The 18,242-nt window shown below is 65.8% G+C and carries 20 protein-coding genes and 1 pseudogene; 14 read left to right on the top strand and 7 right to left on the bottom strand.

All coding sequences use genetic code 11. From position 1 onward, the window contains the following. Positions 1-47: 47 nt before the first annotated feature. The gene (locus JN350_RS18575; RefSeq protein WP_205463138.1) at positions 48-908 is read right to left on the bottom strand and encodes a LysM peptidoglycan-binding domain-containing protein; all 861 of its coding nucleotides are present in this window, start codon (positions 906-908) and stop codon (positions 48-50) included. Positions 909-993: 85 nt separating this feature from the next. On the opposite strand from JN350_RS18575, the gene JN350_RS18570 reads away from it, so the two are divergent. Further along, positions 994-1,245 (top strand): hypothetical protein, encoded by a 252-nt coding sequence (locus JN350_RS18570; protein ID WP_205463137.1) that lies wholly within the window; start codon positions 994-996, stop codon positions 1,243-1,245. Here JN350_RS18570 and JN350_RS18565 read toward each other — a convergent pair. The 3 genes from JN350_RS18565 to JN350_RS18555 form a co-directional block, all read right to left on the bottom strand. After that, positions 1,242-1,814, bottom strand: coding sequence for a hypothetical protein (locus tag JN350_RS18565; RefSeq protein WP_205463136.1), 573 nt, complete (start codon positions 1,812-1,814; stop codon positions 1,242-1,244). The two genes, JN350_RS18570 and JN350_RS18565, sit on opposite strands and share 4 nt — an antisense overlap. A gap of 34 nt (positions 1,815-1,848) precedes the next feature. Next, positions 1,849-2,667, bottom strand: a complete 819-nt coding sequence (locus JN350_RS18560; RefSeq protein WP_205463135.1) for an aldo/keto reductase — start codon at positions 2,665-2,667, stop codon at positions 1,849-1,851. Between the two features lie 190 nt (positions 2,668-2,857). Continuing rightward, the gene (locus JN350_RS18555) at positions 2,858-4,063 is read right to left on the bottom strand and encodes an MFS transporter (protein WP_205463134.1); all 1,206 of its coding nucleotides are present in this window, start codon (positions 4,061-4,063) and stop codon (positions 2,858-2,860) included. 335 nt (positions 4,064-4,398) lie between these two features. Here JN350_RS18555 and nrdH point away from each other — a divergent pair, with 335 nt between their 5' ends. From nrdH to JN350_RS18500, 11 genes and pseudogenes are all read left to right on the top strand, one after another. Then, positions 4,399-4,632: a glutaredoxin-like protein NrdH gene (gene nrdH / locus JN350_RS18550; RefSeq protein WP_017886897.1), complete on the top strand. Its 234-nt coding sequence runs from the start codon at positions 4,399-4,401 to the stop codon at positions 4,630-4,632. Between the two features lie 112 nt (positions 4,633-4,744). Then, positions 4,745-5,161 carry a class Ib ribonucleoside-diphosphate reductase assembly flavoprotein NrdI gene (gene nrdI / locus JN350_RS18545; RefSeq protein WP_071291227.1) on the top strand — a complete coding sequence of 139 codons (417 nt, stop codon included), beginning with the start codon at positions 4,745-4,747 and terminating at the stop codon, positions 5,159-5,161. 17 nt (positions 5,162-5,178) lie between these two features. Next, positions 5,179-7,285, top strand: a pseudogene (gene nrdE / locus JN350_RS18540) (class 1b ribonucleoside-diphosphate reductase subunit alpha). Between the two features lie 111 nt (positions 7,286-7,396). Beyond that, the gene (gene nrdF / locus JN350_RS18535) at positions 7,397-8,371 is read left to right on the top strand and encodes a class 1b ribonucleoside-diphosphate reductase subunit beta (protein ID WP_079237121.1); all 975 of its coding nucleotides are present in this window, start codon (positions 7,397-7,399) and stop codon (positions 8,369-8,371) included. 428 nt (positions 8,372-8,799) lie between these two features. Further along, the gene (locus JN350_RS18530) at positions 8,800-9,237 is read left to right on the top strand and encodes a hypothetical protein (protein ID WP_205463133.1); all 438 of its coding nucleotides are present in this window, start codon (positions 8,800-8,802) and stop codon (positions 9,235-9,237) included. Beyond that, positions 9,234-9,725 (top strand): hypothetical protein, encoded by a 492-nt coding sequence (locus JN350_RS18525; RefSeq protein ID WP_205463132.1) that lies wholly within the window; start codon positions 9,234-9,236, stop codon positions 9,723-9,725. Before JN350_RS18530 ends, JN350_RS18525 begins: the two co-directional genes overlap by 4 nt. 1 nt (position 9,726) lies before the next feature. Beyond that, the gene (locus JN350_RS18520; RefSeq protein ID WP_205463131.1) at positions 9,727-10,824 is read left to right on the top strand and encodes a peptidoglycan-binding protein; all 1,098 of its coding nucleotides are present in this window, start codon (positions 9,727-9,729) and stop codon (positions 10,822-10,824) included. 54 nt (positions 10,825-10,878) lie between these two features. After that, entirely contained in the window at positions 10,879-11,481 is a 603-nt protein-coding gene (locus JN350_RS18515) for an ABC transporter ATP-binding protein (protein ID WP_205463130.1), read from the top strand. A gap of 74 nt (positions 11,482-11,555) precedes the next feature. Next, positions 11,556-12,518 carry a hypothetical protein gene (locus tag JN350_RS18510; RefSeq protein WP_205463129.1) on the top strand — a complete coding sequence of 321 codons (963 nt, stop codon included), beginning with the start codon at positions 11,556-11,558 and terminating at the stop codon, positions 12,516-12,518. Between the two features lie 77 nt (positions 12,519-12,595). Then, positions 12,596-13,471, top strand: coding sequence for a hypothetical protein (locus tag JN350_RS18505; protein ID WP_205463128.1), 876 nt, complete (start codon positions 12,596-12,598; stop codon positions 13,469-13,471). Positions 13,472-13,491: 20 nt separating this feature from the next. Then, a complete protein-coding gene (locus tag JN350_RS18500) occupies positions 13,492-13,731 on the top strand; it encodes a GntR family transcriptional regulator (protein WP_461963347.1) in 240 nt (79 codons plus the stop codon). 505 nt (positions 13,732-14,236) lie between these two features. On the opposite strand, the gene JN350_RS18495 is transcribed toward JN350_RS18500, so the two are convergent. Next, positions 14,237-14,578, bottom strand: a complete 342-nt coding sequence (locus tag JN350_RS18495; RefSeq protein ID WP_205463127.1) for an SdpI family protein — start codon at positions 14,576-14,578, stop codon at positions 14,237-14,239. 86 nt (positions 14,579-14,664) lie between these two features. Between JN350_RS18495 and JN350_RS18490 the strand changes: the two genes are divergently transcribed. Next, positions 14,665-15,501: a serine hydrolase domain-containing protein gene (locus JN350_RS18490; RefSeq protein WP_205463126.1), complete on the top strand. Its 837-nt coding sequence runs from the start codon at positions 14,665-14,667 to the stop codon at positions 15,499-15,501. Here the strand turns inward: JN350_RS18490 and JN350_RS18485 are convergent. Both JN350_RS18485 and JN350_RS18480 read right to left on the bottom strand, forming a co-directional pair. Then, a complete protein-coding gene (locus tag JN350_RS18485) occupies positions 15,479-16,417 on the bottom strand; it encodes a phosphotransferase (RefSeq protein ID WP_240347433.1) in 939 nt (312 codons plus the stop codon). The two genes, JN350_RS18490 and JN350_RS18485, sit on opposite strands and share 23 nt — an antisense overlap. Further along, positions 16,414-17,412 (bottom strand): LacI family DNA-binding transcriptional regulator, encoded by a 999-nt coding sequence (locus tag JN350_RS18480; protein ID WP_205463124.1) that lies wholly within the window; start codon positions 17,410-17,412, stop codon positions 16,414-16,416. Before JN350_RS18480 ends, JN350_RS18485 begins: the two co-directional genes overlap by 4 nt. A 152-nt stretch (positions 17,413-17,564) precedes the next feature. Here JN350_RS18480 and JN350_RS18475 point away from each other — a divergent pair, with 152 nt between their 5' ends. After that, entirely contained in the window at positions 17,565-18,227 is a 663-nt protein-coding gene (locus JN350_RS18475) for an ABC transporter substrate-binding protein (RefSeq protein WP_205463123.1), read from the top strand. Positions 18,228-18,242 lie beyond the last annotated feature (15 nt).

Raw genomic sequence — 18,242 nt, 5'->3', positions numbered from 1 at the left:
GGTGCCCGTCGAGCGTAACGGACGGTCGAGTTCCGTCCGCTCCGAGGTCAGCGGCGCGCGGGGTCGAGGTTCAGCGTGCTGCCCTCGAGCAACCAGTCGTCGGCGCGGGTCTCCAGGTACGGGTTGAGCCACTGCACCTCGGCCGGCGTGATGCCGAACCGCTGCGCGACCGTGGTCAGCTCGTCGCCGTGCGCCACCAGGTAGTCAGCCGGTCGTCCGTCGGCGTCCGTGACGATGCCGTACGCCCCCGGTCGGTCCTTACCGACGGTGATGCGCAGGTCCGGGTAGGGGTTCGGGATCTTCCAGTCCAGGGCGCTGGCGGCCAGCACCGATCCCACCCACGGGCGCATCGACGGGTCTTCGTCCGGCACCGAGGCAGGGACGAGGACGACACTCTGCAAGTAGTCCGGTCGTGCACCGGCGTCGTGCATGACCACGGTCTTCGGCGGCCCGGAGGCGGCGGTCCACTCGGTCGTGTCCCGCGCCGACGCGTCACCGCCGTCGAGCGGGCTGGCGGTCCGGTGCCGGAACTGCAGGCTCATCTGCTGCGGGTTGGTCGTGCGGTAGTCGGACAGCTGCGCGGTGAACGTACCCATGTCGTTCGCCACGATGCGCACGTGGATGGTCGTGTCACCGCTCGGGGATGTGACGTCGGTCTCCGCCGCGACCGTGCCCGTGGGCAGGACCTGCTCGACCTCTTCCGCGTTGCCGCCGACCTGCTCGGTCGTGAGCGTCGGATCGGGGATCGGCTCCGCGGTGCGCTCGGTGGCCTGTCGGGTCGGCTTCGGCAAGGTGCCGTCCCCGCCGAACGCCGTGCAGCCCGTCAGCAGCAACCCCACCAGTGCGGTGCCGGCCACTGCGCTCGCCGCGGTCCGCGCTCGTGTTCGTCGTCGTTCGATCTCCCCCACGGCAGCGAGCGTATCGCCGGGGCCGGGCGCGATCGACCGTCGTGACCGAACTGGTACTCGGGGCACACGGACTACCGTCCGGGACATGAGCGACAGCATCCCGGAGACGCCGGAACCCGACTCGACCGACACCGCGTACAGCCCGTCGAGCGAGCGGGAGACCGAAGCGTCGCAGACGAACCAGCGCAGCGACGCCGAGCTCGAGGCGGACGGCATCGACACGTCCAAGATCACCGCCGCACCGGGAACGGGCGGCGCGGACGACGCCGGCGACGTCGAGCCCGCACCGGGCGACCTGCACCTGCCGTGGCAGTCGGAGGAGGACCGCCGGGGCTAGCCGGACACCCGGTCGAGTTCGCGCACGAGTTGCTCGCCGTCGCGGACGTCCCAGAACGCGAACACCTGCGGTCCGAACAGCCCGTCGAGTCCGGTGTTCGCGTAGATCTTGGCGGTCGCTCCGCCGGCGAAGAACGCCGCCACTCCGCTCGGATCGCCGGTGTTCCACTCCACCGAACAGTGTCGTCGGCCGCCGGTCCAGGTGATGGTGCGATCGGTGCGTCCCACCGGGACCTCGCGGGTGGTGTTCGGCCTGATGATCAGCGCGCGGCGGTCGGTGACGGCGTAGACGGTCGTGCGTTTGCGGCGGGCCTTCACGAAGAAACGTCCGAACACGAGGTGCAGGCCGACCAGCGACAAGACGATCGGGATGATCGCTCCCACGCCGAGGTACCCGTTCCGCACGACGTCGGCCACTGCGAACAGGATGAAGCCGGTCCAGAACAAGGAGAACGGGATGAGGAAGCCGTCGCGCCCCGTGAAGAGCTTCGCGGGATCGCTCGTGCCGGCCCAGTACAGGTGCTCATCCGGCCCGAGGTGCTCGCGGGCGGTCTGCTGAGGATCGTTCACTCCGAAGAACCTACGCCGTCACGCACGCTCCGCGTCACGAGACCGAGTCGGGGTGGGAGCCCGTCCGCTGCCCGGACTCGAGTGTCGCGATCGCCGCGAGCTCGTCGTCACCGAGGACGAAGCCGTCGACGTCGAGGTTCGACCGGATCCGCGACGGAGTCACCGACTTCGGCAGCACCACGACCCCCTGCTGCACGTTCCACCGGACGAGGACCTGCGCGACGCTCACCCCGTGGGCGTCTGCGATGCCGGTCAGGATCGGTTCGTCGATGAGCCGACCGCGACCGAGCGGCGACCAGGCTCCGGTGACGATGTCGTGCTGCTGGTGGAAGGCGATGAGCTCGCGCTGGGGGAGCCACGGGTGCCGCTCGACCTGGTTGAGCGCCGGGACCTCGCCCGTCTCGTCGATGAGCCGCTGCAGGTGCGGCACCTGGAAGTTCGAGACCCCGATGCTCCGTGCCCGGCCGGAGTCGCGCAGTTCGACGAGCGCGCGCCAGGTGTCGACGTAGCGGTCGTTCGCCGCGGCTGGCCAGTGGATCAGGTAGAGGTCGACCGTGTCGAGCCCCAGCCGCTCGAGGCTGCCGTCGAAGGCCCGCAATGTCGCGTCGCGCCCCTGGTGGTCGTTCCACACCTTGGTCGTCACGAAGACGTCGTCACGGTCGAGCCCGGAGGCCCGGATCGCCTTGCCGACCCCGGTCTCGTTGCCGTACATCTCGGCCGTGTCGACGTGCCGGTAGCCGGAGTCGAGCGCGAGACCGACCGCCGTCTCGGCCTCGGCGTCGTCGACCTTGTAGACGCCGAACCCGATCGCGGGGATCGCGTTGCCGTCGCGCAGGGGAAGTGAACTGACCATGCACCCATCCTGCCGGTGCGTGGCGGGCGCGCGCCGGGCCTCCCGGCCATCTGTGGAGAACGCGACCCGCTCGTGGGAAGCACGTTCCTTCCCATGCCGGCCGCGATCGCAAACGCAATCGGGCGTACCTGGTCAGAACTTCCGACCAGGTACGCCCGATTCGACCAGGTACGCCGAAAGCGCGCCCCGCTCAGGTCGGCAGGACCACCGGCTCGGTGTCGGGGATGGGGCTCGCGTCACGGCCGCGCAGGTCGGGCAGCCAGCGCTTGGCCCCGAGCGCGACGACGACACCCACCCCGGCCATGACCGCACCGACGGTGAAGCCGCCGATCGAGCCGCTGCTGTCGATCAGGAAGCCGGCGACGGCGGAACCGCCCGCGGCACCGATGAGCTGACCGGTGCCCATCCAGCCGTAGGCCTCGGCGGTGTCGGAGAACTTGACGGTGGCGGAGACCGAGCCGAACATCACCGCGAGTGCCGGCGCGATGCCGATGCCCGCGATCACCAGGGCGAGGCAGAGCCACCAGAAGCTCGTGCCGCCCAGGGCGAGCGCGAGACCGACGAAGACGATCGCCATGCGCGTCCACAGGGTGTTGGGGGAGATCGGACGGTGGCCGAAGGCCAGACCGCCGAAGAGCGACCCGACCGCGAAGACGGCCAGGACGATGCCGGCGTTCGGGCTGCCCTCGCCGAAGACGCTGGTGACGCTGGCCTCGACCGCCGCGCACGCCCCGATGAGCAGCAGACCGGTCAGGGTGGCGACGACGACCGACGGGCGCTTCAGCACCACGCCGAACGCGCGCTTCGAGCGGGGGATGCGGACGCGGCCGAGCTCGGGTGAGGCGATGAACCACGTACCGCCGACCACCAGGAAGACCATCGCGACGACGATCGCCTCGACCGTGCCGACCTGGGTCGCGACGAACGTGGTGATGACCGGGCCGGCGACCCAGATGAGTTCCTGGGCGCTGGCGTCGAGCGAGAACAAGGGAGTGAGTTGCGACGAGGTCACCATCTTGGGGTAGATGGTGCGCACCGCTGGCTGCACGGGCGGGACCGCGAGGCCGCCGAGGAACCCGACCACCACGTAGCCCCAGAGCGGCATGAGCACGAAGCCGATGACGCCCATGCTCACGAGCGCGACGATGCTCGTCAGGATGAGGACGGGACGCATGCCCCAGCTGCCCATCCACCGGCTGGTGAGCGGGCCCGCCAGCGCCTGCCCGACACTCGTCGTCGCGAGCACCAGGCCGGCGGCGCCGTAGGAGTGGAAGACGTGCTCGACGTGCAGCAGGTAGGCCAGCGAGAGCATCCCGAACGGGAAGCGCGCGGTGAGCTGTGCAGCGATGACACGACCCACGCCGGGGGTCTTCAGGAGGGGGCCGTACGTGCTCACGAGACGAGTGTACGGACCGGACGGATCGGGGTGTCACCCGTCCGGGGGAGGTGTGGACGAGGTCCTCGTCGACACCGTTCTCAGACACGCCGACGGGAGGTGTCGAGAACTTCCGTCCACAGCTTGTGGAGGACTGTCGGTGGTCGGTGCGAGAGTGGCGGAAAACCGGGCTCTCCGGGAATCCACAGTCTGTGGATCGGGTTGTGGAAACTACAGGCGTGTAACACTTTCTCTTGTGGTCGACGGGTCCGCCGGGCACAACATGTAGTAGCGTCGTCCTCAGCACCGCACACGAACTTCGGACCTGGAATCAGGCCCAGAAACCAGGGGAGAACATGGCCGTCACCGTCTACACCAAGCCGTCCTGCGTCCAGTGCACAGCGACGTACCGGGCCCTCGACAACAAGGGCATCGAGTACGAAGTGCACGACGTCTCCACCGACGAGGCAGCCCTCGAGCACGTCAAGAGCCTGGGCTACATGCAGGCCCCCGTCGTCGTCACGGACGACGACCACTGGTCGGGCTTCCGCCCCGACAAGATCGCGACGCTCAGCGCCGAACTGGCGTAGGTCGCCTCCCGTCCTGTGGGCGGTCACCCGGTTCCGTTCAGGAGGCCCGGATCACCGCCCGCAAGACACCCTCCGGTCCGCCTGTTCCGCACCTTCACCACAGGAGCGCACCATGAGCCGATTGGTCTACTTCTCGAGCGTGTCCGGGTACACCGCGCGCTTCGTCGAGAAGCTCGGCCGCGACGCGGACCGGATCCCGCTCTACCCGAGCGAACCCTTCCTCCACGTGGACGAGCCCTACGTCCTGTTCCTGCCCACCTACGGTGGCGGCAACGGCGAGGGTGCGGTCCCCAAGCAGGTCATCAAGTTCCTCAACGACGCGCACAACCGCTCGCTCATCCGCGGTGTGGTCGTCGGCGGCAACACGAACTTCGGCGAGGCCTACGGCCTGGCCGGGGACGTCATCGCGCGGAAGTGCAACGTCCCCCTTCTCTACAGATTCGAACTCTTCGGGACCCCTGACGACGTGTCGGCGGTCAACTCAGGATTGGATGCATTTTGGACGCAGCAGTTGCAGACGTCGATCTGACGTCGCCGCAGACGGGGATGGACTACCACTCCCTCAACGCGATGCTCAACCTCTACGACGCGGACGGCAACATCCAGTTCGACAAGGATCGTGAGGCCGCCAAGCAGTTCTTCCTGCAGCACGTCAACCAGAACACCGTCTTCTTCCACAACCTGAAGGAGCGGCTCGACTACCTGGTCGAGAACGAGTACTACGAAAAAGCCACGATCGACATGTACTCGCTGGACTTCATCCAGCGACTCAACGACCTGGCGTACTCGAAGAAGTTCCGGTTCCAGACGTTCCTCGGTGCGTTCAAGTACTACACGAGCTACACGCTCAAGACGTTCGACGGCAAGCGCTACCTCGAGCGCTTCGAGGACCGCGTCGTCATGACCGCCCTCGGCCTGGCGCAGGGCAACGAGCAGCTCGCGATCGACCTCGTCGAGGAGATCGTCGCCGGCCGCTTCCAGCCCGCCACCCCGACGTTCCTCAACACGGCGAAGGCCCAGCGCGGCGAACTCGTCTCCTGCTTCCTGCTCCGCATCGAGGACAACATGGAGTCGATCTCGCGCGGCATCAACTCCTCGCTGCAGCTCTCGAAGCGCGGCGGCGGCGTGGCCCTGCTGCTCTCCAACATCCGTGAGGCCGGCGCCCCGATCAAGCAGATCGAGAACCAGTCCTCGGGCATCATCCCCGTGATGAAGCTGCTGGAAGACTCCTTCTCCTACGCGAACCAGCTCGGTGCGCGTCAGGGTGCCGGCGCGGTCTACCTCAGCGCCCACCACCCGGACATCATGAAGTTCCTCGACACCAAGCGCGAGAACGCCGACGAGAAGATCCGCATCAAGACGCTGTCCCTCGGCGTCGTCGTGCCGGACATCACGTTCGAGCTGGCGAAGAACAACGAGGACATGTACCTGTTCTCGCCGTACGACGTCGAGAAGGTCTACGGCGTCCCGTTCGGCGACGTCCCGATCTCCGAGAACTACCGCGCGATGGTCGACGACTCGCGCATCAAGAAGACGAAGATCAAGGCGCGTGACTTCTTCACGACCATCGCCGAGATCCAGTTCGAGTCGGGTTACCCGTACATCGTGTTCGAGGACACGGTGAACAAGGCCAACCCGATCAAGGGTCGGATCAACATGTCCAACCTGTGCTCCGAGATCCTGCAGGTCAACACCCCGACGACCTTCAACGAGGACCTGTCCTACAAGGAGATCGGCAAGGACATCTCCTGCAACCTCGGCTCGCTGAACATCGCGCTGACGATGGACTCGCCGGACTTCGGCAAGACCATCGAGACGGCCATCCGCGGCCTGACCTCGGTCTCGCAGATGTCGCACATCACCTCGGTGCGGAGCGTCGAGGACGGCAACGACAAGTCGCACGCCATCGGCCTCGGCCAGATGAACCTGCACGGCTACCTGGCTCGTGAGCGCGTCTACTACGGCTCCGAAGAGGGCATCGACTTCACGAACATCTACTTCTACACGGTGCTGTTCCACGCCCTTCGTGCATCGAACAAGATCGCGATCGAGACCGGCGAGACCTTCGACGGCTTCCGCGACTCGAAGTACGCGTCGGGTGAGTTCTTCGACAAGTACACCGACCAGGCGTGGACCCCCGCGACCCCTCGCGTAGCTTCTGCTGTTCGACAACGCGAACATCACGATCCCGACGCAGGACGACTGGAAGGCGCTGAAGGCGTCCGTCCAGGAGCACGGCATCTACAACCAGAACCTGCAGGCCGTGCCGCCGACCGGTTCGATCTCGTACATCAACCACTCGACGTCGTCGATCCACCCGATCGCGTCGAAGATCGAGATCCGCAAGGAAGGCAAGCTCGGCCGCGTCTACTACCCGGCGCCGTTCATGACGAACGACAACCTGGACTACTACCAGGACGCGTACGAGATCGGTGCCGAGAAGATCATCGACACGTACGCCGCGGCGACGCAGCACGTGGACCAGGGTCTTTCCCTGACGCTGTTCTTCAAGGACACCGCCACCACGCGTGACATCAACAAGGCCCAGATCTACGCATGGCGCAAGGGCATCAAGACGATCTACTACATCCGTCTGCGCCAGCTCGCTCTCGAGGGCACCGAGGTCGAGGGCTGCGTCAGCTGCATGCTGTGAGCCTTTTGCTCTGATTGCTTGCGCAATCATCCTTGGCCTGGAGGCGCGGTGCCAGCCCGCACCGCGCCTCCAGGCCGTCACTTAGTCACCATCTCTACGAAGGAACGTGCGTTGGTCGAGAAGCTGAAGCTCATCGATTCGGTCCAGGCCATCAACTGGAACCGCATCCAGGACGACAAGGACGTCGAGGTCTGGAACCGCCTCGTCAACAACTTCTGGCTGCCCGAGAAGGTGCCGCTGTCGAACGACGTGCAGTCGTGGAACACGCTCACGCCGGCCGAGCAGAAGCTGACCATGCGCGTCTTCACCGGCCTGACGCTCCTGGACACCATCCAGGGCACCGTCGGCGCCGTGTCGCTCATCCCCGACGCGATCACCCCGCACGAAGAAGCCGTCTACACGAACATCGCGTTCATGGAGTCGGTGCACGCCAAGAGCTACTCGTCGATCTTCTCGACCCTCGCGTCGACGCCCGAGATCGATGAAGCCTTCCGCTGGTCCGAGGAGAACCCGAACCTGCAGAAGAAGGCCCAGATCGTCATGGACTACTACCAGGGCGACCAGCCGCTGAAGCGCAAGGTCGCTTCGACGCTGCTCGAGTCGTTCCTGTTCTACTCCGGCTTCTACCTGCCGATGCACTGGTCGTCGCGGGCGAAGCTCACGAACACCGCCGACCTCATCCGCCTGATCATCCGCGACGAAGCCGTCCACGGGTACTACATCGGGTACAAGTACCAGAAGGGGCTCGAGCAGCTCGGCCAGGCGGAGCGCGACGAGCTGAAGGACTACACGTTCTCGCTCCTCTTCGAGCTGTACGAGAACGAGGTGCAGTACACGCAGGACCTCTACGACGAGGTCGGTCTGACCGAAGACGTCAAGAAGTTCCTGCACTACAACGCCAACAAGGCGCTGATGAACCTGGGCTACGAGCCGATGTTCCCGAAGAACATCACGGACGTGAACCCGGCCATTCTCTCCGCCCTGTCGCCGAACGCCGACGAGAACCACGACTTCTTCTCGGGGTCGGGGTCGTCGTACGTGATCGGCAAGGCTGTGAACACTGAGGACGAGGACTGGGACTTCTAGGTCTCGCTCGCACGGGGAGCGCCCCGCTGGCTTCTGCCGGCGGGGCGTTCGCGTGTCTACGCTGCGCGTGCAGATAGCGGAGCCGTCTGCAGGGACTTCATCGGACCAGCTGTGTGCGGCAGGGTTGATTGTCCACGGAGCTCGAGGGTCGGCGCACCCGTGAGATGCCCATCTCGGCGGCGACATGGCGGATGGGACGGGTGCGGCGCCGTTCGATGAGGCGGCGGCGTCCCTCGCCGAATAGCGAGGCCGTTCGGGAGGGTTACGTAGCGGGTCCTTGCTGTCAGGAACGGGTGGGTAGCACTCCCATCCTGCCGACGGGCCGCTTCTGCGTCCCACAACAGTGTCCAACGTCACGACCCACAACAACTAGGCGCCGCCGGATCGATTTGATGCCAGCATGCGAAGTGCGATATGTTGCGTTCTGGATGAGCGGCAACCGCCGTGAAACTGTTCAACGAAGAGCAGCCGGGGGATCGTTCCTACCGGCGGACGGGATTCACATGTTCGCTAAGAGAACAATCGCAACGTTCGGTGTTGCGCTCATGATAATCGCCGGGGGTACGTTCTTCGCTGCACCGGCGAGCGCGCTGGGGACGAAGAACGGCAAATGCACCTACTATGACTCCTTCGTGGGTACGAGCACGAAGCGGGGCAATAGTTCTACCTCGGGTCAGAAGAGCATTTGTGGCTACGTCAAGGTGCGGGTCAAGTACACGGTCACGGGTGGATCCGCGATCTGGTCGCCCTGGAAGCAGGCTAGCGGTATGGTGGTTCAGGGCGGCGTCGGGTACGACGTTTTCCAGGGCCAGCACACCGTCACTGACCCCACCCCCGCCGCTAGCCCGAAGAACATCACCACATGATTCGGGGGCTGCTTGCCGTCGCGATCGCGACGAGTGTCGCGGCTCTGCTCTGCAGTTGCAGCGGGACGGCTCCCGAGCCGTCCCGCTCGCAATCTGCAGCAGCGATTTCGCAGCAACAGCGAACGGCGCTGGACGACGGGGCCGTGACGTGGGATGAGTACAAGTCTGGTTTTGACGCCTATCAAGCGTGCTTGAGTGAAGCCGGGTACCAGTTGATGGACCCGCAAGTCGACGAGTTTCAGCTCATGGACTTCGGTATTCCAGATGCCGCAGTTCAGTCCGGCACGGAAAAGAAATGCTATCAGCTCTACTGGGCGCAGCTCGACGGAGCGTGGCAGGCTGCACATGAAGATTCATCCGAGTCCGCGGAGATCATCAAGGCATGCCTGGAGTCGAATGGTGTCACGCCGGCTGGGAAGTACACCGATAATGTGAAGCTGATGCAGAAGCACAATGTCGATTTGTCGCAATGCGCTTCCGAGCGATAATATGTCGACGAATGACCACAAGGGTCGCCGTGCCGCGCCCGGCCTGATCGGGACGGTATTGCTGATCGTCCTCTGGGGTTTGCCGCTTGGCCTGCTTGGGGGCTCGTTTTACGGCGCGAAGGCCGAGCAGCATCGATCAACTACTGGAGTGACGCCCGAGCTAGTCGTTGTCGGTAGCCGTGATTCGGCTGCACGGCAGGCCGTTGCCGTCACCGTGGAAGCCGGGGCTCCTCCTGAGGCTTCCAGTCAAGCGTCCGGAACGATCACTTCGGTGAACGTGCGCGTCGGTGACGCCATCGCCATCGGACAACAGCTGCTGAGTCTCGACGGGCGTCCGGTGTTAGCACTGGTGGGGGAAACGCCGCTGTACCGAGACCTTCAACTTGGCGACAGCGGTTCCGACGTCATTGCGCTCGGCAAGGTGTTGGCCGCGGCCGGCTATCTCAATGAAGGAGCAGTGGGAGAGCGGTTTGGACCTGCTATGGATGCTGCGGTCCGGATGTTCCAGACGAAGTTCGGGGTACGTGCTGACGGGAAATTCGCACCCAGCAGCGTCATCTACGTTCCGGAGAGTTTCGGGTCGGTCTCGTCAGTTGCCGTCGTTCGGGGGCAGGTGGTGAGCGGAGCTTGGCCGTTCATGAAGGGAGTTGAGTCCGTCGCGACGCTCTCAATCCGATCTGCCACGGAAGGGGCGAGCTTGCAGGGAATTGACGGCGCTGTGGTTTTCCATGTCGGTGCAGATCGGATCAATCTGCCCTCTGTCGCTCCCAAGCTCGGTGATGTCGGCCCGCTTGTTGATGCACTACGAGAAGGCGTAAGGAACGGCACGATCGCGGCGACGGACTCAGATGACAACGGTACTGTGACTCATCGGTTCACTGGTGCGTTTGTCGAGTCGGGCCGTCCCACCCTTAGGGGAGCTTGTCCCGTCCACGGCCATCTACACCGGCGCCTCCGGACGTACGTGCCTCTTTCAACGCGGTGCAGATGCGGTTCAAAAGATTTCCGCAACACGGGTTTCCTCCGTGTCCGTCGATTCTGCGGGAGTCGGCCAAACCCTGGTGGACGCAGCCCTGATTGGCGAGCGCGTCGTTCGTGACTCCACGATTCTTCGTCGCGGGGATCTTGTCAAATGCAAGTAATCGTCAAGGGTGTGGGGTTCTCATACCGGAACCGGCGGGTTTTTGAGAACTTCGACACGCAATTCGAAAGCAACCGGGTCAGTGCCCTCGTTGGGCCGTCAGGCAGCGGCAAATCAACGCTGCTTGCTGCAATCGCGGGATACACCCGCCCGCAGGTCGGCAACATTTGGTTCGCCCGACCCGACGGCCAACGGAAGGAACCGACTGCGCACGACGTGACTTGGATCGCCCAGGATGCAAACGTGCTGAGCGCGCGTACTGCGATCGACAACGTCTTGATCGGCGTGCTCAGCGACGGGCAAAGTTATTCGGATGCCTCAGAGCGCGCCGTTGCCGCGCTGCGTGCAGTCGGCCTCGGAGATCTGATGCACGAACGCTGCCGAACCTTGTCAGGCGGCGAGAAGCAACGCGTCGCAATCGCCCGCTCGCTTGCATCAAATCGGCCCCTCGTCGTCGCTGACGAACCGAGCGCAGGCCTTGACGAGGCCAACACTCGTAGCCTCGCGAAACTCTTCTCGACGATCGCGGGTCGGGCGACCGTCATCGTCGCCACGCACGACCCGGTCATGATGGAGGCTGCCTCCGCGGTGATCCGGCTCCGGGAGCGCCAGTGAGCGCATCGGCTAACTGGGCGCTGCCTTTATTGCTCCGTGAAGCGACGCGCAACGTATTTAACGTACGGTCTCGCATGTTCAGCGCCGTCCTCCTTGCCGCACTCCTCGGATCGGCGGGTGTGACGTTTGCTGCCCTCGAGGCGGAGACGTTCATTCAGCAGCTGCAGCAGTTGGAGTCGAAGGGCAGCAATGTTGTCACCTTCCGATCAGCGTCGCTCAACACCACAGTCACAATCACCAGAGCCTCCTGCGAGGCGCTGGCACAAGACGACGGGGTGCAGCGCGCGGGACTTCTTCTCGAGGGCGGTACCCGTGACATTCCCGAGCTAGGCGCCCGCATCAGCGTCTATGCCGCAAGCTCGAGCCTGTTCCCTGGCCTCCGCTCGGCCGACGGCATCGTCGGCGCAACAATGAACGAATCGAGCCAGCCACGGCGAATTGCGTTTGAGGGAACGCGTCCGCTCGAACTCGCTGCTGGACCGATGCAACCGGAAGGGCTTCCGACAAACACCGGTGTCGTGTTCCCCCTGTCCAGCGCCACAACGACAGCAGACACCTGCGTGGTAGTCCTCGACCGCTTCTCGTCGCCCAACGATCTCGCCCGTAGTCTCGGCGCGGAGCTCGTCGTTAGCGGCGGCGACGTCGTGCCGGCACGGCAGCTCGCACCCAGCTCTGACCCGGTCGCGCAATGGCGCAGCCGTCCCGCCCAGTACTTCTCGCCAGCGCTCGGGGCCATCGGAGGACTCTGCATGTCCCTGCTGATCTGGACCAGGTCCGGAGAAATGGCCGCCTACCGACTCTCCGGGACTCGCAGGCCAGCGCTTGCCACCATGCTCACATTCGAGACGCTGCTCGCTGCATCGGTCTTCGCCACCTCGGGGACGCTCGGCACCTGCCTGCTAGTGGGCGCGTACCTCAGCCCGACGGAGACACTTCTCTGGACCCTCGCTGGTAGTGCGTCATGGATTCTTGCATCCGCCGGCGGCGTCATTCGATCAGTCACCGTCGGGGCCGCCGCGCTCACGCGCGAGCGGTAACGTCCCTGGACTGGACGCAACTCGTTCCTTGTGACTAGTTTAACCCTAGCGACAAACCATGCGACAAAGGAGTCCTCATGAATGCCCTCGCGATGACTAACCTGCTCGCGCTCTCCGCATCCGTGTTGGTCGGGTTGATTACATACATCGCTGGCTTGGCGTGCAGCGTCGGCCGAACGTCGACGCTACCCGTGGTGCGCTGGCGTCGGCGTCGTGTGACAGGTGCAGGTATCGGCGTCATCTGCGGCGCGGTGATGGCCGCGGGCTGGGTGTGGTTCTCCGGGGCTGATCGTGGCGGCTCTATCACCTGGATGCTGATCGTCGATGCCGGCGTCGGAGGAATCCTCGGCCTCGTCGGGGGAGGATTTCAATCGTCCCGCGATGCTGAGCAGAGTGTGCGCGTGGCTCGATCGCAGCATGTTGCGTTCACGGACTACCTTCACCCGGCAGCACGCTGGGGAGTTCGCACTGTCGGGGTGCTCTCGCTCATCGCCTTCATTGGCTCGGTGATGGCTGATTTCGTGATCGAGCGCGTCGGGGCCTTCATGTCAGCTGGCATCGTCGTCCTGTTCCTGCTTGATCCGCCCGTCCTGATGACACTGCTCGGGGTCGTCGGCTGGGTGCTGTTTGAGGTTCGCGGACGCCGCGCTGCAACGATTTCGAGAACTGCGACATCCCGCGATGAGCTCGTGCTCGATGACCATCTCCGTCGTCAGGCCATCCTCGACCTCGCGTGGTCCGCGACCATCCTCGGCGCAGCCGGCGTCTTGTTCTCCATGCCGGTCCTGTACTTGGCGCAGGCCGCTGGCTCGCAGCACTCCTTCGATGCTTTCCGGTGGACGACCACCGTGTTCCTGGCGGTTGGTGCACTCATGCTGGTGCTGCGGCCGATCTACTCTCGCCGGCAGGTCGCGTCCGCGCCGGTCCGAACCACGAGCGGTGCGCGACGGTGATCACGGTAACAAAGGACACGATGACGCCGCCGTACCAGCAGATCCGAGCTCAGCTTCGAACGCAGATCCTTCGCGGGGAATTGCTCGTCGGATCTCGGCTCCCGACGGTGCGACGCCTCGCCGCGGATCTCGGAGTTGCCATCAATACGGTCGGGCGCGCCTACAAGGAGCTCAGAAGCTGCGGGGTTGGTCGAGACACGTCGTCGCTGTGGCACCACGGTCCTCGCGGACGCCGAGACCAGCCGTGCGGAAACGCATGAGGCGGCGCTTGCATTCGCACACCTGATGCGCGAGCACGGCGTGGGGCTCGATGGCAGCCTCCGCTTGGTCAGGGCTGCGTTCAAGGAGTGTCGTGTCGATATTGAGTGAAGATTCTCTCCTTATGCGTGCAACCCGGTCTTCAATCAGGGTGCGAGAGACAATCGGTGCTCGCGCGAGGTGCGAGCGGCTAGCACCGTGATCGCGAGTGCCGGGCAGTGACCGCGGGTGAGCACCTGGATCTTCTCCCACTTGAACGAAGCTCCGCAGGACAGCTGGACGGCCCTTGCGGCGGCGCAATCGAGCCGATGGTCGCTGTACTAGTTCGGGTCGTCGTTACGCCTTGTAGCGCGACTGTCCAGCCACCAGACCGTGGCGATCGCGGGGATGAAGAGGAGGAAGGTGAGCAGCCAGGGGGACATCGATGATTCCTTGCGGTGTATCGGGTGTTGATTCACAACTCGGTGTGGTGTGGTGTGGTGTGGTGTGGGCGTCGGGAGGAGCCGCTCAGCCATCGGGTGATGCTCGGCGCACGGCACGATGAGCCAACGGGATGGAAAGCAGTGCACCTGCTACGAGCATCACCGCGGCGACGATCACGGAGACCGATGTGCGGAGCGGTTCGAGACCGATGCACACGGCGCACCACAACACAGTGACCGCCCCGGCGATGACAGTAGGACGCAGCGCCGCACGATGCCCGATCTGCCAGGCGGTGTCGCTGGACATCGTGATCCGCGTCCGCACCCCGGCGAGCTCATTCCGGCCCAAGGTTCCGTTGGCGGCCCTCCAGGTCAGCCAGGTCACGAGGCCGGCTGCACCGATCTCGGACGCCAATGCGAACACCATTGCTCCACCCACGCGGCCAACGCTAGTGCCCCGACAGGGCAACGGCAATATTCTGCATCTGGGAGCTATCGACAAAGGGGTGGGCCGTGCGGGATCCGCGGAAGGCATCTGGACAATGGCGCGCGAGCGTCCGCTCAAGTGGGGCTTGGCGATCGGTGTGCGACGCCCGCGACCCCTACTCGACGGGCTCCCTCGTCGAGTGGGGCAGCATCACGAAAGGCCTCGTCGGCACCACGGCCTGCTTCACGCTCGATGTCGACCGCCCCGTCGCTGACTTCCTCCCGCAGGCGCCTGACAAGCGCGTCACCATCTCCGACCTCGTCCACCACACCTCCGGCCTCCCGCGCCTCTTGAGTGGCATGGGCGGCAACCCACTCGGCGACACCTACCGGGCGACGGTCGGCCAACCACTCGACCACGCAGCGCTGGTCCCGGCCACGCCCCGCGGCAAGTACGTGTACTCGAACCTCGGCTACGCGCTCCTCGGTGAGGTGTTCGACCACGCGCACGGCGACTGGTTCGAAGCCGTTACCGAGCACGTCCTCGAGCCGGCGGGCATCCGCACGGCGACGATCGACCCCGATCCGGACCAGCGTGTGCTCCCGAAACTGATGTTCGGGAAGACCATCACGCCGTGGGCACTGTTCGGCTCGTCATACGCCGCAGCAGGTGGCGTGTGGTCGACCTTCGAGGACCTCTGTCGCTACGCTGAGTGGGCCCTCGCGGACGGCGCCCCGGCAGCGCGGCGCGTGAGCTGGCAGCGCGAGGGATCGACGACCTGGATCAACGGCGAGGTGCGAGCGGCCGGCGCGGTGATAGCAGAAGCCGACGGAGTCACTGCCGTCGTCCACGCTCTCGCGAAGGCACCTCACGCCGCCGACAAGATCGCCACCGCACTGATCAAGCAGGAACTGGCCCGCTGACCGTCCGCCGGATCCGTCCCTCCGCCACTGCCCGCACCGCCGCATCCGGGTGGTGCCCGAAGATCGTCAACTCCACCCACAGGTCGTAGAACGCGAGCCGCGAACCAAGGGATGGCCGCGCGAACAGCGAGGGGTAGGCCTCCTCCAGCCACCCCCGCACCGGAGCCAACGACGCAGCATCGAGTCCCCGCGACGACGGCGTCGGCGGGAACTCCTCCGGCCGCGCACGCCACCGCAGGATGGTGTCGAGCTCGACGTCCGCCGGCTGCGCCACGGCCTCGGCGAAGTCAATCAACCCCGTGACCCGCCCGTCGTCGACCATGATGTTCGACCCGTGCAGATCCCCGTGGACGAGCACGTGCGGATCGGCGTCGAACAGCGGCAAGTGGGATGAAACCCAAGAAGCGAGCGCCGGCGAGAGGAGCCCGGCAGCCACCGCATCCTCGACGAGTCCCATCGCCGCACCCACGACCGGCGGGTGGTACGCCGGCCACGACCCGCCGTCCAGGGCTCCACGCAGCCACGGCGGCATCAGTCCAGCGGGGGCCGGCACGCCATGGAGTGCCCGCAAGGCATCACCGAGCGAGTGGACGATCGACCGACGCTCGGCGACCGAGGCGGTCGGCCATGCATCGTGCAGTGTCCGCCCGGGCAGCCGGGAGGACACGTACCACGCACCCTCGGCCGACGTCCCGTGCGCGATGTGCCGAGCGTGCGGCACGTCCGTCCCCTCGAGCAGCGCCACGACGGACGCCTCGTGCTCATAGGCCTCCGCGGCAAAAAGCGGACCCGTCCGCACGACGTAGGAGGTTCCGACCCACGCCCGACTGACCCACCCACCCTTCGCCTCGTAGTGCCCATCGGTCGGCAGGCCGGCGGCAGCGAGCACCGCGGCCAACGAGCCTGACGCGCTCACGTCGACTGCCGCGGCACCAGGAAGCAATCCGCCGTCCTGACCCCGCCCTCGACGGCCTCCCCGCCGATCTTCCGCATGAGCAGGTCCGCCGCCTGCCGCCCGACCTCGCGCAGGTTGAGGTCGACCGACGTGATCGATGGCCGCGCAGCGTCGGTGATGACGCTCCAGTTGTCGACCCCGACGACCCCGACCTGTGTCGGCACGGCGATCCCCGCTTCGCGCAGACAGTCGACGACCCCGCGTGCGATCTGGTCACTCGTGCAGAACACGCCGTCGAACTCGGTGCCGAGCAGTCGCGTGGCGGCTTCGTACCCCCACCGCTCGCTCCACTCTCCGTACAGGGCATCGCCACCGGCGAGCGTGGCTCCCGCAGCGGCGATCGCACGCTTCGCGCTCTCGACGCGGTGCGAGCTCGCCGTGTGTCGGCGGGCGCCCGAGATCACCGCGATGGAACGTCGGCCGGAGCCGATCAGATGGTCGATCGCGCGGGCAGCTCCGGCTTCGTCGTCCGGCACGATGGAGACGTCGTCGGGGTCGAGCGACGGTGAGAGGGCGTACACGGCGGGCACGCCGAGCAGCCCGGTGATCGAGGGTCGCGGGTCGCTGGAGCGACCGGTCACGACGATCCCGTCGACGCGCTGGTTCAGGAACGTCTGCACGTAGTGCGCCTCGCGGATGGGGTCGCCGCGGCTCTCGGCGAGCAGCATCGACACCTCGCCCGGTCCGAAGGTGTCCTCGGCTCCGGTGAGGATCGGGATGGTGAACCGTCCGTAGGCGTCGGTGGAGAGCACTCCGACCAGGAAGGACCGGCCTGGAGGCACGGCTCGCGTCTCGGCGCGCACGCTCAGTCCCAGCTCGGTCGCCGCTGCAGCGACGCGTTGCCGCGTCCCCTCGGCGATCTGCCCCCGCCCGTTGAGGACCTTGGAGACGGTCCCGACAGAGACGCCGGTCTGGGCGGCGACGTCGGCGAGCGTCACCTCACGTCGGTTGACCACGGCGTCCTCCTTGCGATGCGAGCAAACGGCACTCGGCAAACCTTGCCGCATGACGATTGAGACGTCAAGCATTGACACGGCTCGTGGTGCACTCTAGCGTCGGCAAACACAGCAAAGCTTGCCGCAACGATGCGGCAAGGAGCGATTTGGAGATGACGATGAAGACATCCACGATCCGGCGGACCGCGACCCTGGCCGCCGCCCTCACGGTCGCGGCACTCGGGTTGGCCGGGTGCTCCTCGAGCGGGACGGCCGACAGCGGAGGTTCCGCGAAGGGCACGGTGACGCTCTGGCAGCGCGACGGTGGCGTCGACCTGACCGACCAGGTGAAGGCCTACGAGAAGGCGAACCCCGGCATCACGGTGAAGCTCTCCACGATCCAGGCCGACCAGTACCTCACGAAGCTCGCGAACTCCGCTCGTGCGGGGTCGGTGCCGGACCTCGTCAGCTACGACATCGTCAACACGCCGCTGCTCGCGACCCAGGGACTGCTCGCCGACGTCACCGACAAGGTGAAGAGCCTGCCGAACAAGGGCGACCTCGCGCCGGCCGGTGTCGAGATCGGCACGCTCGACGGCAAGAGCTACGCCCTGCCCGTGGCGCTCACCGGCTCCCAGATGTTCTGGAACAAGTCGCTGTTCACGAAGGCCGGCCTCGACCCGACCAAGCCGCCGACGTCCCTCGCCGAGGTGAAGGCCGCGGCCGAGAAGATCCAAGCACTCGGGGAGGCGTCACCGGGTTCTCGACCCTCGGCGGAGTCGGACAGGCGTGGACCGGGTTCCCGAGCTCGTGGGCGAAGAGCGGCAGCGTCCTGACGGCGGCGGGCAAGA

It is taken from the genome of Curtobacterium sp. 24E2, from assembly GCF_016925595.1.
Classification (GTDB): domain Bacteria; phylum Actinomycetota; class Actinomycetes; order Actinomycetales; family Microbacteriaceae; genus Curtobacterium.
The sequence above is the reverse complement of the archived record's forward strand: the minus strand, read 5'-3'. Positions and strand labels throughout refer to the sequence as shown.

Coding starts and splice junctions, on each gene's coding strand:
- JN350_RS18530 (WP_205463133.1), top strand. CDS start 8,800: ATGAGCGGCAACCGCCGTGAAACTGTTCAACGAAGAGCAGCCGGGGGA.
- JN350_RS18560 (WP_205463135.1), bottom strand. CDS start 2,667: ATGGTCAGTTCACTTCCCCTGCGCGACGGCAACGCGATCCCCGCGATC.
- JN350_RS18495 (WP_205463127.1), bottom strand. CDS start 14,578: ATGGTGTTCGCATTGGCGTCCGAGATCGGTGCAGCCGGCCTCGTGACC.
- nrdI (WP_071291227.1), top strand. CDS start 4,745: ATGAGCCGATTGGTCTACTTCTCGAGCGTGTCCGGGTACACCGCGCGC.
- JN350_RS18505 (WP_205463128.1), top strand. CDS start 12,596: ATGAATGCCCTCGCGATGACTAACCTGCTCGCGCTCTCCGCATCCGTG.
- JN350_RS18510 (WP_205463129.1), top strand. CDS start 11,556: ATGTTCAGCGCCGTCCTCCTTGCCGCACTCCTCGGATCGGCGGGTGTG.
- JN350_RS18500 (WP_461963347.1), top strand. CDS start 13,492: ATGACGCCGCCGTACCAGCAGATCCGAGCTCAGCTTCGAACGCAGATC.
- JN350_RS18525 (WP_205463132.1), top strand. CDS start 9,234: ATGATTCGGGGGCTGCTTGCCGTCGCGATCGCGACGAGTGTCGCGGCT.
- nrdH (WP_017886897.1), top strand. CDS start 4,399: ATGGCCGTCACCGTCTACACCAAGCCGTCCTGCGTCCAGTGCACAGCG.
- JN350_RS18520 (WP_205463131.1), top strand. CDS start 9,727: ATGTCGACGAATGACCACAAGGGTCGCCGTGCCGCGCCCGGCCTGATC.
- JN350_RS18475 (WP_205463123.1), top strand. CDS start 17,565: ATGACGATGAAGACATCCACGATCCGGCGGACCGCGACCCTGGCCGCC.
- JN350_RS18570 (WP_205463137.1), top strand. CDS start 994: ATGAGCGACAGCATCCCGGAGACGCCGGAACCCGACTCGACCGACACC.